This window comes from Roseburia porci (genome assembly GCF_009695765.1).
GTDB classification, from domain to species: Bacteria; Bacillota; Clostridia; order Lachnospirales; family Lachnospiraceae; genus Roseburia; species Roseburia porci.
In genome coordinates, this window is record NZ_VUNI01000005.1 from 135,843 (window position 1) to 151,847 (window position 16,005).

Genomic DNA, 16,005 nt, shown 5'->3' on the forward strand with positions numbered 1-16,005 from the left:
CAGCTTTGTTCTCCTCCCTCTTTTCAATCTACTGTTTTTCTACTGCTAACTGTACGTTTTCACCATTGATGCTCCATTCCTTCTCATATCCTTTGAGATCTCCGGAACTGATTGCATCAGCAAGTACCTCTGATTTGATTTCCTCGCCGTATTTTGCGAAGATTCCCGTAACTTTTTCATCTGCAATATATGAAACTGCGATATGATCCATTACTTCGAAACCAGCTTCCTTTCTCATGGTCTGAATCTTGCTTATAAGCTCACGGACAAAACCTTCCTCAATTAATTCAGGAGTCAGGTTCGTATCCAGTACAACGGTAACCGTGTTATCGTTCTCAGATACATAGCCTTCCATCTGTGTCATTGTAATAAGCAGATCCTCTTCTGATAATACAACCTCATCACTGACACTGTCAAGTTTCAGCACACCATTTGCCTTAAGTTCAGCCATTGCTTTATTGCCATCCAGTTCGGCAAGTGCAGCCTGAATCTGTTTTAAGTATTTACCGTATTTTGGTCCTACCGTGCGAAGCTGCGGCTTAAACTGATAACTTGTATATGCAGATACATCATCTGAGAATGTAACTTTCTTAACATTTAACTCATCTGCGATGATGTCGGTATAAAAATCGCTTAATTTTTCCGGTGCTTTTACAAACATCTGACCGATTGGCTGACGGTTTTTGATATTTGCACTGTTTCTGCATGCACGGCCCATAACAACGATTTTTAATACTTCATCCATGGCTTTTTCCAGTTCTACATCGATCATGGACTGATCTGCAACCGGATAATCACATAAGTGGATGGATTCTGGTGCAGACGGATCAATGCTGCATACCAGGTTGCGGTAAATATCTTCTGTCATGAATGGAATCATTGGTGCTGCACACTTACAGATCGTTACAAGTGCGGTATACAGCGTCATGTATGCATTGATCTTATCCTGTTCCATTCCTTTTGCCCAGAAACGTTCACGTGAGCGTCTTACATACCAGTTACTCATGTCATCCACGAACTCTTCCAGTGCTCTTGCAGCTTCCGGAATCTTATAGCTTCCGAGATCATTGTCTACTTCAATGATTGCTGAGTTCAACTTGGAAAGAAGCCATTTATCCATTACGGAAAGTTTGCTGTAATCCAGTGTATATCTGGTTGCATCAAAATTATCGATATTTGCATATAAAACAAAGAATGCATACGTATTCCACAGGGTACCCATGAATTTACGCTGACCTTCCTGTACGGCTTTTCCGTGGAAACGGTTTGGAAGCCAAGGAGCGGAATTGATATAGAAATACCAGCGGATTGCATCTGCTCCGTACTGTTTCAATGCATCAAACGGATCTACCGCATTACCCTTTGATTTGGACATCTTCTGTCCGTTCTCATCCTGTACATGGCCTAAAACAATAACGTTCTCATATGGAGCCTTATTGAATAATAAAGTTGACTCTGCCATCAGAGAATGGAACCATCCACGTGTCTGGTCTACTGCCTCAGAAATAAACTGTGCCGGGAACTGCTGTTCAAACACCTCTTTGTTCTCAAATGGATAATGATGCTGTGCAAATGGCATTGCTCCGGAATCAAACCAGCAGTCTAATACTTCCGGTACACGTTTCATGGTCTTTCCACATTCCGGACATGGGAATGTTACTTCATCAATATATGGTCTGTGAAGTTCTACCTTGGCAGCGTCCGGGTTGCCGGAACGTTCTGCAAGTTCCTGTCTGCTTCCAACACATTCTCTGTGTCCACATTCACATTCCCAGATATTCAGTGGTGTACCCCAGTAACGGTTACGTGAAATTGCCCAGTCCTGAATGTTCTCAAGCCAGTTTCCGAAACGTCCTTTACCGATGGATTCCGGAATCCAGTTTACGGTATTATTGTTACGGATCAGGTCATCTCTTACTGCTGTTTCCTTGATATACCAGGATTCTCTTGCATAATAGATCAGTGGTGTATCACATCTCCAGCAATGTGGATATTCATGTTCAAATTTTGGAGCATCAAACAGCTGTCCTTTGGACTCCAGATCTTTTAATACTTCCGGATCTGCTTTCTTTACAAAAAGTCCTGCAAACGGTGTCTCTTTTGTAAGCTCTCCTTTTCCATTTACAAACTGTACAAACGGGAGATCATAATTACGTCCGACATTCGCATCGTCCTCACCAAAAGCAGGTGCGATATGAACGATACCAGTACCGTCTGTCATCGTTACATAAGTGTCACAGGTAACAAAAAATCCCTTTTTGTTCTGTGTGTCTGCACATTCTTTTGCGCATGCATACAGCGGTTCATACTCTTTATACTCGAGGTCTTTACCTTTATATGTCTCTAATACTTCGTATGCTTTCTTTCCTTCTTCTTCATTGCCAAGCTTGCCGAGTACTTTATCTGCAAGTGCCTCTGCCAGATAATATGTGTATCCGTCAGCTGCTTTTACCTTGATATAAGTATCATCCGGGTTCACACAGAGGGCAACGTTACTTGGGAGTGTCCAAGGTGTTGTTGTCCATACCAAAAAGTATGCATCTTCATTGGCAGCTTTAAATCTGGCGATCGCAGAACGCTCTTTTACTGTCTTATATCCCTGGGATACTTCTGCTGATGAAAGCGGTGTACCACAACGAGGGCAATATGGAACGATCTTAAATCCTTTGTAAAGAAGTCCCTTATTCCAGATCTCCTTTAATGCCCACCATTCAGATTCGATGAAGTTATTGTCATAAGTAACATATGGATTATCCATATCTGCCCAGAAACCAACGGTTGCAGAAAAGTCTTCCCACATTCCTTTGTATTTCCATACAGACTCTTTACATTTTTCAATGAAAGGCTCCATTCCATATTCTTCGATCTGCTCTTTTCCGTTTAAGCCGAGCATTTTCTCTACTTCCAGCTCAACCGGAAGTCCGTGGGTATCCCATCCGGCTTTACGAGGAACATATTTTCCTTTCATTGTCTGGTATCTTGGGATCATATCTTTGATGACACGGGTCAGGACATGTCCGATATGTGGCTTACCGTTTGCTGTTGGTGGTCCATCATAGAAGGTGTAGGTTTCGCCTTCTTTTCTGTTTTCCATGGATTTTTTGAAAATGTCATTGTCTTTCCAGAACTTCTCAACGTTTTTCTCACGGTCAACGAAGTTCATATTGTTGTCAACCTTGTTGTACATAATTTCCTCCTGCTCTGATATAACATAGAAAAGGCCCGCATCCTGTAATAAGGACGCGGGCCTGCGTTTCACCACCTTGTTACAATGTACTTAGGATTCTTCCTGCATACGTCGTTCCCTGTAACGTAGGAAATACGGCAATTCTTACTTTCCACGGCAGATACCGGATGGATTTCAGTCTGCGACTCAGAAGTGATCTTCCTTCCCACCATACTCGTACCAGGCTTCCACCATCCCCGGCTCTCTATCACATTCCTGTGAGAACTACTGTCTTCGTCATAGTCTTTCTCTTCAAATTTACCCATTCAGTATAAAACCTGTGTTTCCGGTTGTCAAGATAGGATTTGGTTTATCTGGCTAGTTTCAAATAAAAAACTGCTGTGTCTGTAATAACAAACACAACAGCCTTTTCTATTTAAAAATTATTCTACTGTTACAGATTTTGCAAGGTTACGTGGCTGATCCGGATTTAATCCTTTTCCTACGGATGTGTAGTAAGCGATCAGCTGGAAAATAACTACAGCTTCGAAAATTGCAAATTCATCTGCAATATCCGGAAGACTGATATGAACATCACAGATTGATGGATCTGTGATCTCTTTTTCTCTTGTAAGAAGAGTTACGTAAGCACCTCTTGCCTTTACCTCACGAATGTTGGAAATCACTTTGCTGTATACATGTTTCTGTGTTGCAACCGCGATAACCGGAACACCTTCGCTGATCAGGGCAATTGTTCCGTGTTTTAACTCACCTGCCGCATATGCTTCTGCATGAATATATGAAATCTCTTTTAATTTCAGTGCACCTTCCATGCAAAGCGTATAGTCAAGACCTCGACCAATGAAAAATGCATTTGCAGCATTTGTCATACGTTTTGTGAGCTGTTCAACATTGGATGCCTGAGCTAAAACTTCTTCAATGTAATTCGGGATCTCGGAAAGCGTCTGAATGAATTCATGTGCCTCCTCGACGGACATTTTATTCTGCACCAGTGCAAGCTTGCAGCCTAACAGATAAAATGTTGCAGCCTGAACGGTATAAGCTTTTGTACTTGCAACAGCGATTTCAGGACCTGCATGTGTGTAAAGTACATAGCTGCTTTCACGGGCAATACTTGATCCCTTCACGTTTACAATAGAAAGCGTTTTTTTGGTATATTTATTTGCAAGACGTAATGCCTCTAATGTATCAATCGTTTCTCCAGACTGGGATACCACGATAACCATGGATTTGTCTGTAATTACAGGCTCCTCATAACGGAATTCAGATGCGATCGCAACCGTTACCGGAATATGAAGTCTGTTCTGGATCATGGTCTTACCAACCATTCCTGCATACATAGCGGTACCACATGCAACGATCGTAATATCATTCACATCTTCGAAGAAAGAATCCGGGATTCCATCCTCTGAGAAATCCGGAAGCATATCCTTGATTCTTGGTGTGATCGTTCTTGTGATTGCCTGTGGCTGCTCATGGATCTCTTTGATCATGAAATGAGGATATCCGTCTTTCTGGGCAGCGGTAACATCCCAGTTTACTTCTAAGTATTCCGGTTCTACTGCATTACCATTTAAGTCTTCCAGATCGATTCCGTCCTCTTTCATTGTGAGGATATGGTATTCCGGCACAATAAAATAACGTTTATTGTACTTGATGAATGCCGTCAGATCCGAAGCAATGAATGACCCCTCTTCACAATGTGTTGCAACCATCGGGCTGACATTGCGGATTGCATAGATTTCACCCGGATGATCTTTAAAAAGTACACAGAATGCGAAAGACCCTTCGATCTCAGCTACTGCTTTTTTCAATGCTTCCTTCGGATCTCCGTTATAAAGCTTATTGATGAGAGCTGCTGCAACCTCCGTATCGGTTTCAGAGATCAGCTGGTCTGCAAGATCAAATTTATTTACAAGTTCATGATAATTTTCAATGATTCCATTGTGAATCAAAGCGATCTGTCCAACTTTATGCGGATGTGCATTTGCATTCGTCACTCCACCGTGAGTTGCCCATCTTGTATGTCCGATTCCGCAGGTAGAGTTGTTCTCATCGTCGCAGATTGCGCGAAGATCCTTTACCTTTCCAACCGTTTTTCTAAGAGAAATCTTTCCGGTATCCTTGAAGTAAGCAATACCTGCGCTGTCATAACCGCGGTATTCCAGACTTGCAAGTCCGTTTAATAAGATATCCTGAGCCTCTAATTTACCTGTAAATCCAATAATTCCACACATAATTGAAATCTCCTTATTCTCTAAAAATAGTATATGATCCCTAAGGGATATTTGTCATAGTTCACGATACGGTTGCAAAGGCTTTGTTCAGATGTTACCATCCTGTTTAACCCTGCATACGCAGCCGTTCCTGCGTTCAGGCATCCGCCGAATTTTCGATAACCTGAATCCTCGTTAACCGGTTGTGATCCATCCGGATCTTTCCGTTCCAACCGGTGCATGGCGCTAAAGTTTTTAACTTTTCGAAATCTGTTTCCTCCATCTCTCACAGACGAAACCATTTTATCATACCCCCATCTTTTCCTCAATGGAAAAATTATCCTAAGATTGTTTAAAAAACACATTGGAATTGATCTTTGTGTACAACAGATCTTCTGAAAATGGTCCCCCGGAATGGTATCCGGAGGACCTTTATATTTGATATACACCCATGTGATTAGGGGGCACGTGGCTGTATCAAATAACAAAATATAATTTATTTTACACCGAAGTGCTCAAACAGGATTTTTTCTGCTTCCGCATTCCATAATCCACGGTTTGCTTTTACGCAGGCATCCAGTTTTGCAAATAAAGGATCGGTTTTTCCAAGTTCCTCAAAATCGGTAAGTGCGGTAAGCGGCATATCAAACTGCATATAAGTCAGTTTCTTACCACCTGGAATCTCCGGGAGGTGACAGGTTGCATCTGCAACTGCATTGATACCGCCTACATGTGTAACCATAACAGCAGGGTTGATCTCATGCTTTGCTGCACGGTCAATTGCTTCAATCAGGTCAGCGGTATTACCACCGGTTGTTCCCATAATATGAGTGCTTGTATAATGGCAGTTATAAAGATTGATTTCTGCTTTGAACTGATTGTCTGTAGGTCCTGCAAAGAAGTTCATGCATCCGTCAAATGCCAGTAAACGATCTCCCATTTCAGCTACCGGTTTGAATGGTACATAGACAAACACATCATCATATCCATGTCCCTCGGAAATCTTCATAAGTTCCGCTTCCGGATCATCATATGCACTTGTATTAACATAGATCAGTTCAATTCCTTTTTCTGCTGCTTCCGACTCTGGAATGCATTCTTTTGCTCTTGCGATCTTTTCTTCACTGATATCGGTTACAACGATTCTCTTTGGCTTATTTTCAAAGCAGAGTCCATAGCTTACTGCACCAAGTCCCATTGGTCCGCAGCCTCCCATAATCAGGATATTGCCGTCTTCTTTTGTTCCCATTGCATGATCGTAATTCTGTTTATTGGTATGATAGTTTGCATGATATCCACCAATGATACAGCTCATCGGCTCTCCTAAAGATGCTTTAAAATAGCTGTCTCCATCATATTTTAACAGGCATCCAAGTTCCATAACTTCATGAGGAATGATGCAGTATGTAGAAGCTCCACCACAATATCTGTAAGAATATCCAGGGGAATCCAGACTTCCCTTATAATTTAATGCAGGCTGTAATGCAAATTTCTCACCTGGTTTAAACTGCTCTTTCCATTTATCTCCAACCTGAACAATATCTCCGGAAAACTCATGTCCAACAATGATTGGGTGTACGTCAATATCCTGAGGTGCGCGTTTATGTTTCTTACCCTGTTTTGCCAGTTTATAGGTTGACATACAGATACTGTCACTCATGACTTTAACAAGGATCTCATCCTCTTTGATCTCCGGAAGTTCAAATTCCTCTAATCTTAAATCCATTTCTCCATACATTCTGACTGCTTTTGCTTTCATTTTGTTTTCCTCCTGTTTTTCTATACTTTTGTGTTCTTATGCAAAAAGTGCATAGATTTCATCTGCGTTACTGTTTACAACTTTTTCCACATCGTCCGGATCGGAAAGTACTTCTGCAATCCGTCCAAGGATGTCAATATGAACATCTCCATCCCCTGCAATCGCGATCACAATTCGAACCGGTTCATCCGAACCCCAGTCGGTTCCTTCCGGGATTGTCATAATTGCGATTCCTGCTTTTTTCACATATACTTTACTGCTTTCAATTCCATGTGGAATTGCAATGGAATTACCGATATTTGTGTTAAATACTCCCTCTTTGTCGATCATTCCCTGAATATATTCTTTTTCGATACAGCCATCCTCATAAAGAATCTGTCCGAGTTTCTTAATGATTTCCTCCTTTGGAGCTGGTTTACAGTTGGTTAAAATGTTTTCTTTTTTTAAGATTTCGCTCATTGTCATATCCTCCTATTCACTGAATTTACTGATATAATCATTAAAAAATGTTTTTAAAACCGTCTGAAGCTTCTCACGGATATCTGCTTCTTCTGCTGTAAATATGGTCTGTAAAAATGTCTCATCATCCACAAATGCACTGCTGATCTGTCCAAGCATTTCTTTATCCTGCTCCTGCTCTTCCTTTGCCCCAGCCGGCATCAGCATAAGCACGGCGCTTCGGATTCCGCCAAGTGATTCATCCTGAAAAATGGTTTCTTCTTCCGGTGAGATTGTGTAAAAAGCCACTTTTTTTACGGCCTTCGTCCTGGTATGAAAAAGTGCAAATCCCATTTCCGGGAAAACCTGTGTCATAACCTTTTCCCGCGCTAACAGATCCGCTTTCAGGAGCGCTGCACAAGCCTGATTTTCGGTAACAAGAACTGCTGCTCTTCCAAGAAGTTCTTCGAGTGTACATTCTGACGGGAAAATATAATTGTGGTAATTACGGATCAGGGATTTGATCTTTACCGATAATTCATTAATCGTTTCTAACTGTCTGGTAAAATCCGTATCTTCCTGTTTCTTTGGAATATGTGAATATTCATCTGCTTTTGCCTGTATCATAAGAAGTTCATTTCTTGTAATGAGCGGGCTTACTTTCAGATAATCCATTCCTTCATCCTCAAGATCAAAGCTTGTCACAAAGAAATCGGTACGTCCCATAACATATGGTGTAACCTCATCTCTTCCATAAGTACGGATTCTTACATTTCTGCTCAGATTATTTTCCAGCTTTGTCATCATCAGCCGTGCTACACCAAATCCGCTGGCACATATGACTCCGATCTCTACATTTCTGGTAATGATCCTGCATTCCCTGATTTTTTCAATTGCTGCCCCAAAATGCATTGCAAGGAATCCCACTTCCGAATCCGGAACTTCACAGCCGATCTGCTGCTGCATAATTTTTGCAGCTTCTTTGCACTGACCGAATATATCCGGATATTCTTTCCGTATCTCATCTAAAAGCGGATTATAAATGTTCATATCATTCCGGATACGGATCAACGCCGGTTCCAGATGCATCATCAGTCCGTGAATAAATTCTTCATCACATTTCAGTTCATAAGCAGTCTCGTTATCAAATACCCCCAGCATATGGTCGATCAGATTTAAGATTTCATCCGCTCCCATTGCTTCATCCTGTTGTTGTCCGGAATAATTGACTTTCGCGCCGCGGATATGTAACAGAATATATGCCGTCTCACTTTCCGGAATCGTAAGATCAAATTCTTCAGATAACCGGTGGATAATCTCTTTGGCAAGCATATAATCTTCATCCGGTTCATACTTCAGATCCCGGCTGTTATTCTCATTCAGAACTTCTCCTTTCTGAATTCGATCAATTGCAATGGTAATATGAAGCATAAGCCCGATATATGATTCATCTGTCATCAGCTTCAACCTCGGCTCATCCATTGCCTGAAACGTCCTGCTTACTCTCCCCAGTACATCACTGTTTAATAATTCATAAATGTTGCGGTTTCCGTATGAATCAATCACATCCGTCATTGCCTGTCCATGATTTTTCATCAGTGCACGGATATTTTCATCTCCAACATTTTCATTCACAAATCTCTGCAAAGCTTTCCGGTAATTCTTCTCATTGTGTTCCAGGATTACCCCGTATCCCGGTTTTCGGATCAGATGGATATGACTTTGTTCCATCCATTCTTCCACTGCATCCAGATCTTTGCTGATCGTTGCTTCACTGACTCCGAATTTTTCGCTGAAATAAAACAGTTTCTTGGGAATCCGCTCCTTTAAAAGCTCTGCGATCAGATATTTTCTGCGAAGATTCTTATCTGTAATTTCAGTTCCCGCACTCTGTTTTAAATCTTCTTTCAGCTTCAGAAGATCCACAGAATCACCCTCGAGATATACCCCTGCACTTTTCTTTCTCTTCAGTTCCAGATGGTATGATAAAAGATCAGACCCGAGATATTCTGCTTCCCGTTGTACCGTTCTTTTACTTACCCCGATAGAATCTGCGATCTGTTGTTCCGGTATCGGTTTCCCTGATTCCAGAAGGATCATCAGAATCTGTCTTGCCCTCGATGTAAATTCCATGAATCTTCCCCCTTCGATTCAGTTCCTTTTCGTCTTTACTGTTTCAGTTCATTAACCAGTTCATCATACTCCGGTGCTGCCATAAAATTGGTGATTGTAACGAGTTTCGCCTGTGGTGCGCTCTTTACTGCGCGTTCTTTCAGATCCTCGTGTGTTACAACGATCTGTGCATCTTTTGGAATATCTGACACAGAAGCATGTGTAACTTCGATTTCCAGTCCTGCTGCTTTCAGTTTCTTTTTCAAAACGGTTGCTCCCATAGCACTTGAGCCCATTCCTGCATCACATGCAAATACAATATGTTTGATTTCTGCCGGATAATAACTTTTTTCTACTTTAATTTCCTCTGTGCTCTGTCCTTTGGATTCTGCTTTCATGCTCTTCATCTGGGCAGTTGCATCATCAAGATCAACATGTCGTTTTCCTTCTGTCATCTTAATGATCGGTGCTGCAACTACGAGTGAAACACCACATGCGATCACAACTCCAAGAAGGATTGCAAGTGTCGATCCTTTTGGTGCCATTGCAAGGTATGCAATGATACTTCCAGGAGATGCCGGTCCGGTAAGTCCAAGTCCAAATACGGAGTAGTAAACAAGTGCTGATGCGCTTCCGGCGATTGTTGCCAGTAAAAGTAATGGATTCATAAGCACATACGGGAATGAGATCTCATGAATACCACCAAGTACATGAATGATCAGTGCTCCAGGTGCTGAATTTTTTGTTTTTTTGTCTTTTGAGAATAAGCAGTATGCAAGTAATACACCTGCTCCAGGTCCCGGGTTCGTCTCGATCAGATAGAAAATAGATTTTCCGGCATCTGCAATCTGTTCTGCTCCAAGTGGAGTAAAGATTCCATGATTGATCGCGTTGTTTAAGAACAATACCTTTGCCGGCTCAACGAATACGGATACCAGTGGTAAAATACTGTGGTTTACAAGGAACTGTACTCCGGTATTTAATACTGCAAGTACGCCTCCCATAAATGGTCCGATCAGATAATATCCAATAATGGAAAGAATCAGGCCAAGGATACCTACGGAAAAGTTGTTGACTAACATTTCAAATCCTGCCGGAATCCTGCCTTCTACAGCTTTATCAAATTTCTTGATCACCCATCCTGCAAAAGGTCCCATAATCATGGCTCCCATGAACATGGTATACTCTGTTCCACAAATGACACCGATCGTTGCAACTGCCCCCATGACAGCTCCTCTGTCGCCACCTACCAGTTTACCGCCCTGATATGCGATCAGAATCGGAAGCACATATGTAAGCATCGGGCTGACGATACTGCTCAGTTTTTCATTTGGAAACCATCCGGTCGATATAAATAATGCGGTCAAAAATCCCCAGGCGATGAACGCCCCGATATTCGGCATTACCATGCCACTTAGGAAACGACCAAAGCTTTGTACTTTTTCTTTCATATTGTTCCCCCATCCCTTCTTCTATTTATCTGGTTGCTTTTCCCCAAAAGCAAATGCATTTGTCTTTCGTTAATTTTATTATAGTTAATATGACTAATATTTTCAATTTAAAGACCTTTATCTTTGTCATTGTGTCAAAGTGACAAAAGTAAAAAAGTACGCCTATCACAAAAAGCCACAGTCTGAGGTATGATCCCCAAAGCTGTGGCTTCATTCTGATATTGTCCTGTATGATATTATTTTGTATACATGATCTTTTCGCTGTCAAAGATTTTTGTAAGTACTCCGACAAGAATTCCGGAATAAACAACGTTTACGATCACGGTAACTACAATATTGGTCAGGCTGTAATCCCTGGAAAAAATTCCTGCCAGACACTGTACATTGTTATAAAGAGGAATCAGATACCAATATACTGCCTTCTGAGCGCCGCTTCCCATCATTGTCGTGAATGAAAGCACCATAACAACGATCATGAAAGGCATGACCGCAGTGCTTGCCTCTTTTACCGTCTTGCAGAACGCTGATATGATCGCGATCGATCCAACCATAAGAAGTGCAGCTGTCACAATGACCAGAAAAAGCAAAACATAATCTGTCGGCTGATATACATTGCTAAATCCGCTTTCTCCCATTTCTCCCATCAGTTTTGGAAGTGAAAGCATGGTTCCAATAAAGCTGGAGAGACCACTTAAAACACCGATCACACTGAGACTTGCTATTTTTCCTAACGCAAGCTCACTTCTTTTCATAGGTGTAACCAGAAGTGTTGCGATCGTTCCACGCTCTTTCTCACCGGCAATGGATTCTGCGGAAACCGCAAGACATCCGCTGAATAAAAACATCAGCACAAGCATTGGCAGCATCATTGCAAACATCTTCGCCATCTGGTCTTCGTTGCTCGCGACATCATATACTTTATCTCCTGCATTAATATCAAACTTATTGGCAAGTGAGGATTCGACCTGGTCTGCAACTGTCGAAAACAGATCTGCCGCTGCACTGGATTCCGTTGATGCAGAATTGTAATATACTTCGATATTCGGAGCAGGCTCTGTTGCCGTCATTGCATCATACGCAAGCATTTTTTCATCAAAATCATCCGGAAAAACAATCAGAAGATCCAGATCCTCAGACTTTAATTTCTCTTTGGCATCTTCCACATCCCCGGCTTCAATGGTCGTTACGTCTGTCTGATCCATGTCCACAAGCATGCTCATGGAATCTGGAAGATTAACCACATCGATCTCATAAGTTGACTGACTCGTATCTGCCATATTGGAAAAACTGTTTCCCATGATGGAATACATAATATAGATGATCAGACCCGGCATAAGAAGTGAGGTAAATACCATTCTCCGGTCTCCAAAAAAACGCGCAAATTCCTTTTTTATAATCGTTATGACATTATTCTCCATCCTAATCACCTGCCGTTTCCATATAGATTTCAAAGAACTTATCTTCCAGACTCTTCTCCGCAGTAAGAGCCTTGAGCGTATCACAAACTGTCATCTGTCCGTTTATTACGATTCCGACACGGTCACACAGCCGCTCTACCAGACTGAAAATGTGGGTAGACACAATGATGGTCTTACCCTCTGCTTTCAATTCTGCCAGATAATCGGTAACTGTTCTGGCCGTGATAACATCCAGTCCATTGGTTGGCTCATCGAAAATGATAATGTCCGGATCATGCACAAGGGAAACCACCAGCGATGTTTTCTGTTTCATTCCGGTCGACAGATTGGCCACTTTCACTTCTGCGAACTGATCGATTCCAAACCGTTTGAACATTCTTGCTTTCCGTTCTTCCCTGACCTGTGGTTCTACGCCATGAAGATCTGAGAAAAAATCAAACAGATAATTCGGTGTAAAAAACTCTTCCAGTTTCAGCTCACTGGTCAGAAATCCAATTTTTTCACGCACAAGTTCCGGCTGTTTTACCACACTTACGCCATCGATGATCACATCTCCGGAATCCGGGCGTATCAATGTCGACAACATGCGGAGTGTTGTTGTTTTTCCCGCTCCATTCGGTCCAAGCAGACCGAATATTTCTCCTTTATATGCTTCAAAAGACAGATGATCAACAGCGACTTTCACTTTGCTCGCCGTATTCTGGATCTTCTGCTGTTTCTTTGAAAGCTTAAACGTCTTACACAGATCGCTTACTTTCAGAATCACTTCCTTTTCCATTTTCTTCTCCTTCTATTATCTGACTCATATCCCGGGGCAATGGCGCAGTAAATTCCATATGTTCCCCGGTAATCGGGTGCGGAAATGTCAGCTTCCAGGCATGAAGTGCCTGCCTGCTGATCCTTGTCATATCCGGATTGTATACAAAATCTCCTATAAGTGGATACCCGATATATTTCATATGTACCCGGATCTGATGTGTCCGCCCTGTTTCAAGCTGCAATGCCACCAGACTGTATCCGTCATGCTCTTTTACCACCTGATAATGTGTGACAGCACGCTCTCCTCGTGTAAAATCTACCATTCTTTCCAGATGCACGCTCTCCTTTTTGGCAATGGGAGCATTGATTGTTCCCTGCGGCGGATTCACGGCACCTCTCACAATTGCAAGATATTCCCTGTGTATTCCTTCTGCCTGAAGGCCCTCTTTCGACTTGGCAGCTACCATCTGGCTTAAAACTGCCCCACTCACCATATGTTTTGCAATGATTGTAAGACCTGAAGTATCTCTGTCCAGACGATTGATACAGCGAAAGACAAATGGCCTTCCCTTCTCTTTAAAATACCATGCCAGTGCATTTCCAAGAGAATTGTCCGGATTATTACGTGATGGGTGAATCGGCATTCCTGCTGCTTTATTCACTACCATCAGGTCCTCATCCTCATATACAATCTCGATTGGAAGCTGCACTGGCAGTATCTGATCGGAATTTTCAAACTCATGAATCCGTACCTCAAGCATATCTCCATCTTCCAACAGATGATTCTGGTGCACACGCACTCCATTCAGCCAGATACTGTCCGAATCCTTTTTCAGGTTCACCCTGTTTTGTTCCGAATATCCATGAGTTTTCAAATATCCACTTATCTTTTGTCCCGGCATAGGATCGTTGATCCGATATTGAATCACTCTCTCCATGTTATCTTATATTTCTTCCAGTCCGGTAACAACTTCAAACGGGCAGTCCATTTCCTGTACGTTTGTGCTTTCATAATCATTGGAGTACTCTTCATAATACTGGTTATAAAGATCCTGGAAATCATCTGTTCCAATATACGCAAAAACGCCAATATATACAAGAATTGTCAGAACAAATGAAACAACAGCTGTTACAATACCCGTGATAGCCATTCCTTTTTTCTGATTTTTAACGATCTGGATAATACCAAGTACGATTGCAACGAGTCCCAGTATAAAATTCAGACATGTTAAAAACAGCAGAATAGAAAGGATACCAAGTACCAGGGATGCGATTCCAAGACCAATTCCCTGACCTTTCTGTGATGCCTGCCCGTAATTTGGATTGCCATACTGCTGGTTTGCATTTCCGTAATTCGGATTGCCGTACTGCTGGTTTGGGTTCCCGTAATTCGGATTACCGTACTGCTGGTTTGCATTCCCGTAATCCGGTGTTCCATACTGCTGGTTTGCGTTTCCATAATCTGGTGCTACGTACTGCTGATTTGCATTCCCATAATCCGGTGTTCCATACTGCTGCTCTGTGTTTGTTCCATAATTCGGAGTTTCATTTTTCTGAACTCCACCATCTTGTGTTTCAGGATTCACATTTTCATTGAATTCCTCGTTCATAACTCTCCCTTCCTCACAGAACCATTTTATCTGTGATCCTTCTCTATTCTTTGGTATATTCAAATGATAATTTTATGTTAACATATCTCTACCAGAAAGGAAATTAATATTTTCTTACTTAACCTTTCTGTTTTCTTATTCTGTTCAGGAAGCTTTTTCTCCAACCTGGATCGGATGAAATCCCTCTCCATGCACCTCGTTCGACTCCAGAACAATCATAAAGGAAGCCGGATCTGCCTCTTTTACAGCCTGCTGCACCAGATACATTTCCTTGTTATTACATGCACACATAACAACTTCCCTTTCCTCCTGCTGATATCCGCCCTGTGCTTTTAAGATCGTAGAACCTCTCTGACAGCAATCCTCAATCACATCGCAGATCTTCTTTCCGTCATCCGTAACAATCAATGCCATTTTTCCAGCATTCATACCATACATCACTTTGTCAATTACTGTCGCAAGCAGAAAACTTACGATCATACCATAGATAATTCCATCCACATCCCGAAATACCAGAGTTCCAAGAACAATAATCACAGCATCGATTGCAAACGATATCCTGCCAACTCCCATATGAGGACGAAGAGCTTTTACTGCCATAATGATAAAATCAGCTCCACCCGTCGAAGAATTCTGCATATAGATCAAAGAATAACCAAGTCCTGCAAAAACACCGGTACAAAGTGCTGCCAGAAGCCGGCTTCCCTCATACATTGGAAAAAGCGGTGCTATATAATCTATAATAACTGATGAGATGATCGTACACCGGACAGATCGCAGGAAAAAACCTTTTCCAAGCAGTTTCCAGCATAAAATTGCTACCGGTATATTCAGCAAAATTGTGGAAAACCCGATGGGTATCGACCAGAGACGATATAAAATAATAGAAATTCCGGAAAATCCGGTCATCGGAAATTCCGCATGAATCGCAAAATTGTAAACCCCGATTGCAATCAGGATGCTTCCGATAATCTCCCAGAATATCTGTTTTGCTGTAATGAAAGCCTTTTCTTTTTGTGTTTTGCTCATTTTCCTTACCTCGCTCTTCATAAATA

The 16,005-nt window shown here is 41.9% G+C and carries 11 protein-coding genes; all 11 read right to left on the reverse strand.

What is annotated here, in order from left to right; genetic code table 11:
• Positions 1-28 precede the first annotated feature (28 nt).
• A complete protein-coding gene (gene ileS, locus FYJ75_RS04825; RefSeq protein ID WP_154429324.1) occupies positions 29-3,187 on the reverse strand; it encodes an isoleucine--tRNA ligase in 3,159 nt (1,052 codons plus the stop codon).
• Between the two features lie 422 nt (positions 3,188-3,609).
• Positions 3,610-5,424 carry a glutamine--fructose-6-phosphate transaminase (isomerizing) gene (gene glmS, locus FYJ75_RS04830; protein WP_154429325.1) on the reverse strand — a complete coding sequence of 605 codons (1,815 nt, stop codon included), beginning with the start codon at positions 5,422-5,424 and terminating at the stop codon, positions 3,610-3,612.
• A gap of 475 nt (positions 5,425-5,899) precedes the next feature.
• Entirely contained in the window at positions 5,900-7,162 is a 1,263-nt protein-coding gene (locus FYJ75_RS04835) for a zinc-binding dehydrogenase (protein WP_154429326.1), read from the reverse strand.
• A gap of 36 nt (positions 7,163-7,198) precedes the next feature.
• A complete protein-coding gene (locus tag FYJ75_RS04840) occupies positions 7,199-7,621 on the reverse strand; it encodes a PTS sugar transporter subunit IIA (protein ID WP_154429327.1) in 423 nt (140 codons plus the stop codon).
• A 12-nt stretch (positions 7,622-7,633) separates the two neighbouring features.
• Positions 7,634-9,733 carry a BglG family transcription antiterminator gene (locus FYJ75_RS04845; RefSeq protein ID WP_154429328.1) on the reverse strand — a complete coding sequence of 700 codons (2,100 nt, stop codon included), beginning with the start codon at positions 9,731-9,733 and terminating at the stop codon, positions 7,634-7,636.
• A 35-nt stretch (positions 9,734-9,768) separates the two neighbouring features.
• Positions 9,769-11,163 carry a PTS mannitol transporter subunit IICB gene (locus FYJ75_RS04850; RefSeq protein WP_154429329.1) on the reverse strand — a complete coding sequence of 465 codons (1,395 nt, stop codon included), beginning with the start codon at positions 11,161-11,163 and terminating at the stop codon, positions 9,769-9,771.
• A gap of 236 nt (positions 11,164-11,399) precedes the next feature.
• Positions 11,400-12,581 carry an ABC transporter permease gene (locus FYJ75_RS04855; RefSeq protein ID WP_154429330.1) on the reverse strand — a complete coding sequence of 394 codons (1,182 nt, stop codon included), beginning with the start codon at positions 12,579-12,581 and terminating at the stop codon, positions 11,400-11,402.
• A 1-nt stretch (position 12,582) separates the two neighbouring features.
• Positions 12,583-13,359 carry an ABC transporter ATP-binding protein gene (locus tag FYJ75_RS04860; RefSeq protein ID WP_154429331.1) on the reverse strand — a complete coding sequence of 259 codons (777 nt, stop codon included), beginning with the start codon at positions 13,357-13,359 and terminating at the stop codon, positions 12,583-12,585.
• The gene (locus tag FYJ75_RS04865) at positions 13,319-14,278 is read right to left on the reverse strand and encodes an RluA family pseudouridine synthase (protein ID WP_154429332.1); all 960 of its coding nucleotides are present in this window, start codon (positions 14,276-14,278) and stop codon (positions 13,319-13,321) included. Before FYJ75_RS04865 ends, FYJ75_RS04860 begins: the two co-directional genes overlap by 41 nt.
• Before the next feature lie 6 nt (positions 14,279-14,284).
• A complete protein-coding gene (locus FYJ75_RS04870; RefSeq protein ID WP_154429333.1) occupies positions 14,285-14,950 on the reverse strand; it encodes a DUF4190 domain-containing protein in 666 nt (221 codons plus the stop codon).
• A 144-nt stretch (positions 14,951-15,094) separates the two neighbouring features.
• Entirely contained in the window at positions 15,095-15,979 is an 885-nt protein-coding gene (locus FYJ75_RS04875) for a YitT family protein (protein WP_154429334.1), read from the reverse strand.
• Positions 15,980-16,005: the final 26 nt, after the last annotated feature.

What these genes read in the sequence shown, in the direction of transcription:
- FYJ75_RS04835 (WP_154429326.1), bottom strand. Translation starts at nt 7,162, where the DNA reads ATGAAAGCAAAAGCAGTCAGAATGTATGGAGAAATGGATTTAAGATTA.
- ileS (WP_154429324.1), bottom strand. Translation starts at nt 3,187, where the DNA reads ATGTACAACAAGGTTGACAACAATATGAACTTCGTTGACCGTGAGAAA.
- FYJ75_RS04875 (WP_154429334.1), bottom strand. Translation starts at nt 15,979, where the DNA reads ATGAGCAAAACACAAAAAGAAAAGGCTTTCATTACAGCAAAACAGATA.
- FYJ75_RS04860 (WP_154429331.1), bottom strand. Translation starts at nt 13,359, where the DNA reads ATGGAAAAGGAAGTGATTCTGAAAGTAAGCGATCTGTGTAAGACGTTT.
- FYJ75_RS04840 (WP_154429327.1), bottom strand. Translation starts at nt 7,621, where the DNA reads ATGAGCGAAATCTTAAAAAAAGAAAACATTTTAACCAACTGTAAACCA.
- FYJ75_RS04865 (WP_154429332.1), bottom strand. Translation starts at nt 14,278, where the DNA reads ATGGAGAGAGTGATTCAATATCGGATCAACGATCCTATGCCGGGACAA.
- FYJ75_RS04845 (WP_154429328.1), bottom strand. Translation starts at nt 9,733, where the DNA reads ATGGAATTTACATCGAGGGCAAGACAGATTCTGATGATCCTTCTGGAA.
- FYJ75_RS04855 (WP_154429330.1), bottom strand. Translation starts at nt 12,581, where the DNA reads ATGGAGAATAATGTCATAACGATTATAAAAAAGGAATTTGCGCGTTTT.
- FYJ75_RS04850 (WP_154429329.1), bottom strand. Translation starts at nt 11,163, where the DNA reads ATGAAAGAAAAAGTACAAAGCTTTGGTCGTTTCCTAAGTGGCATGGTA.
- glmS (WP_154429325.1), bottom strand. Translation starts at nt 5,424, where the DNA reads ATGTGTGGAATTATTGGATTTACAGGTAAATTAGAGGCTCAGGATATC.
- FYJ75_RS04870 (WP_154429333.1), bottom strand. Translation starts at nt 14,950, where the DNA reads ATGAACGAGGAATTCAATGAAAATGTGAATCCTGAAACACAAGATGGT.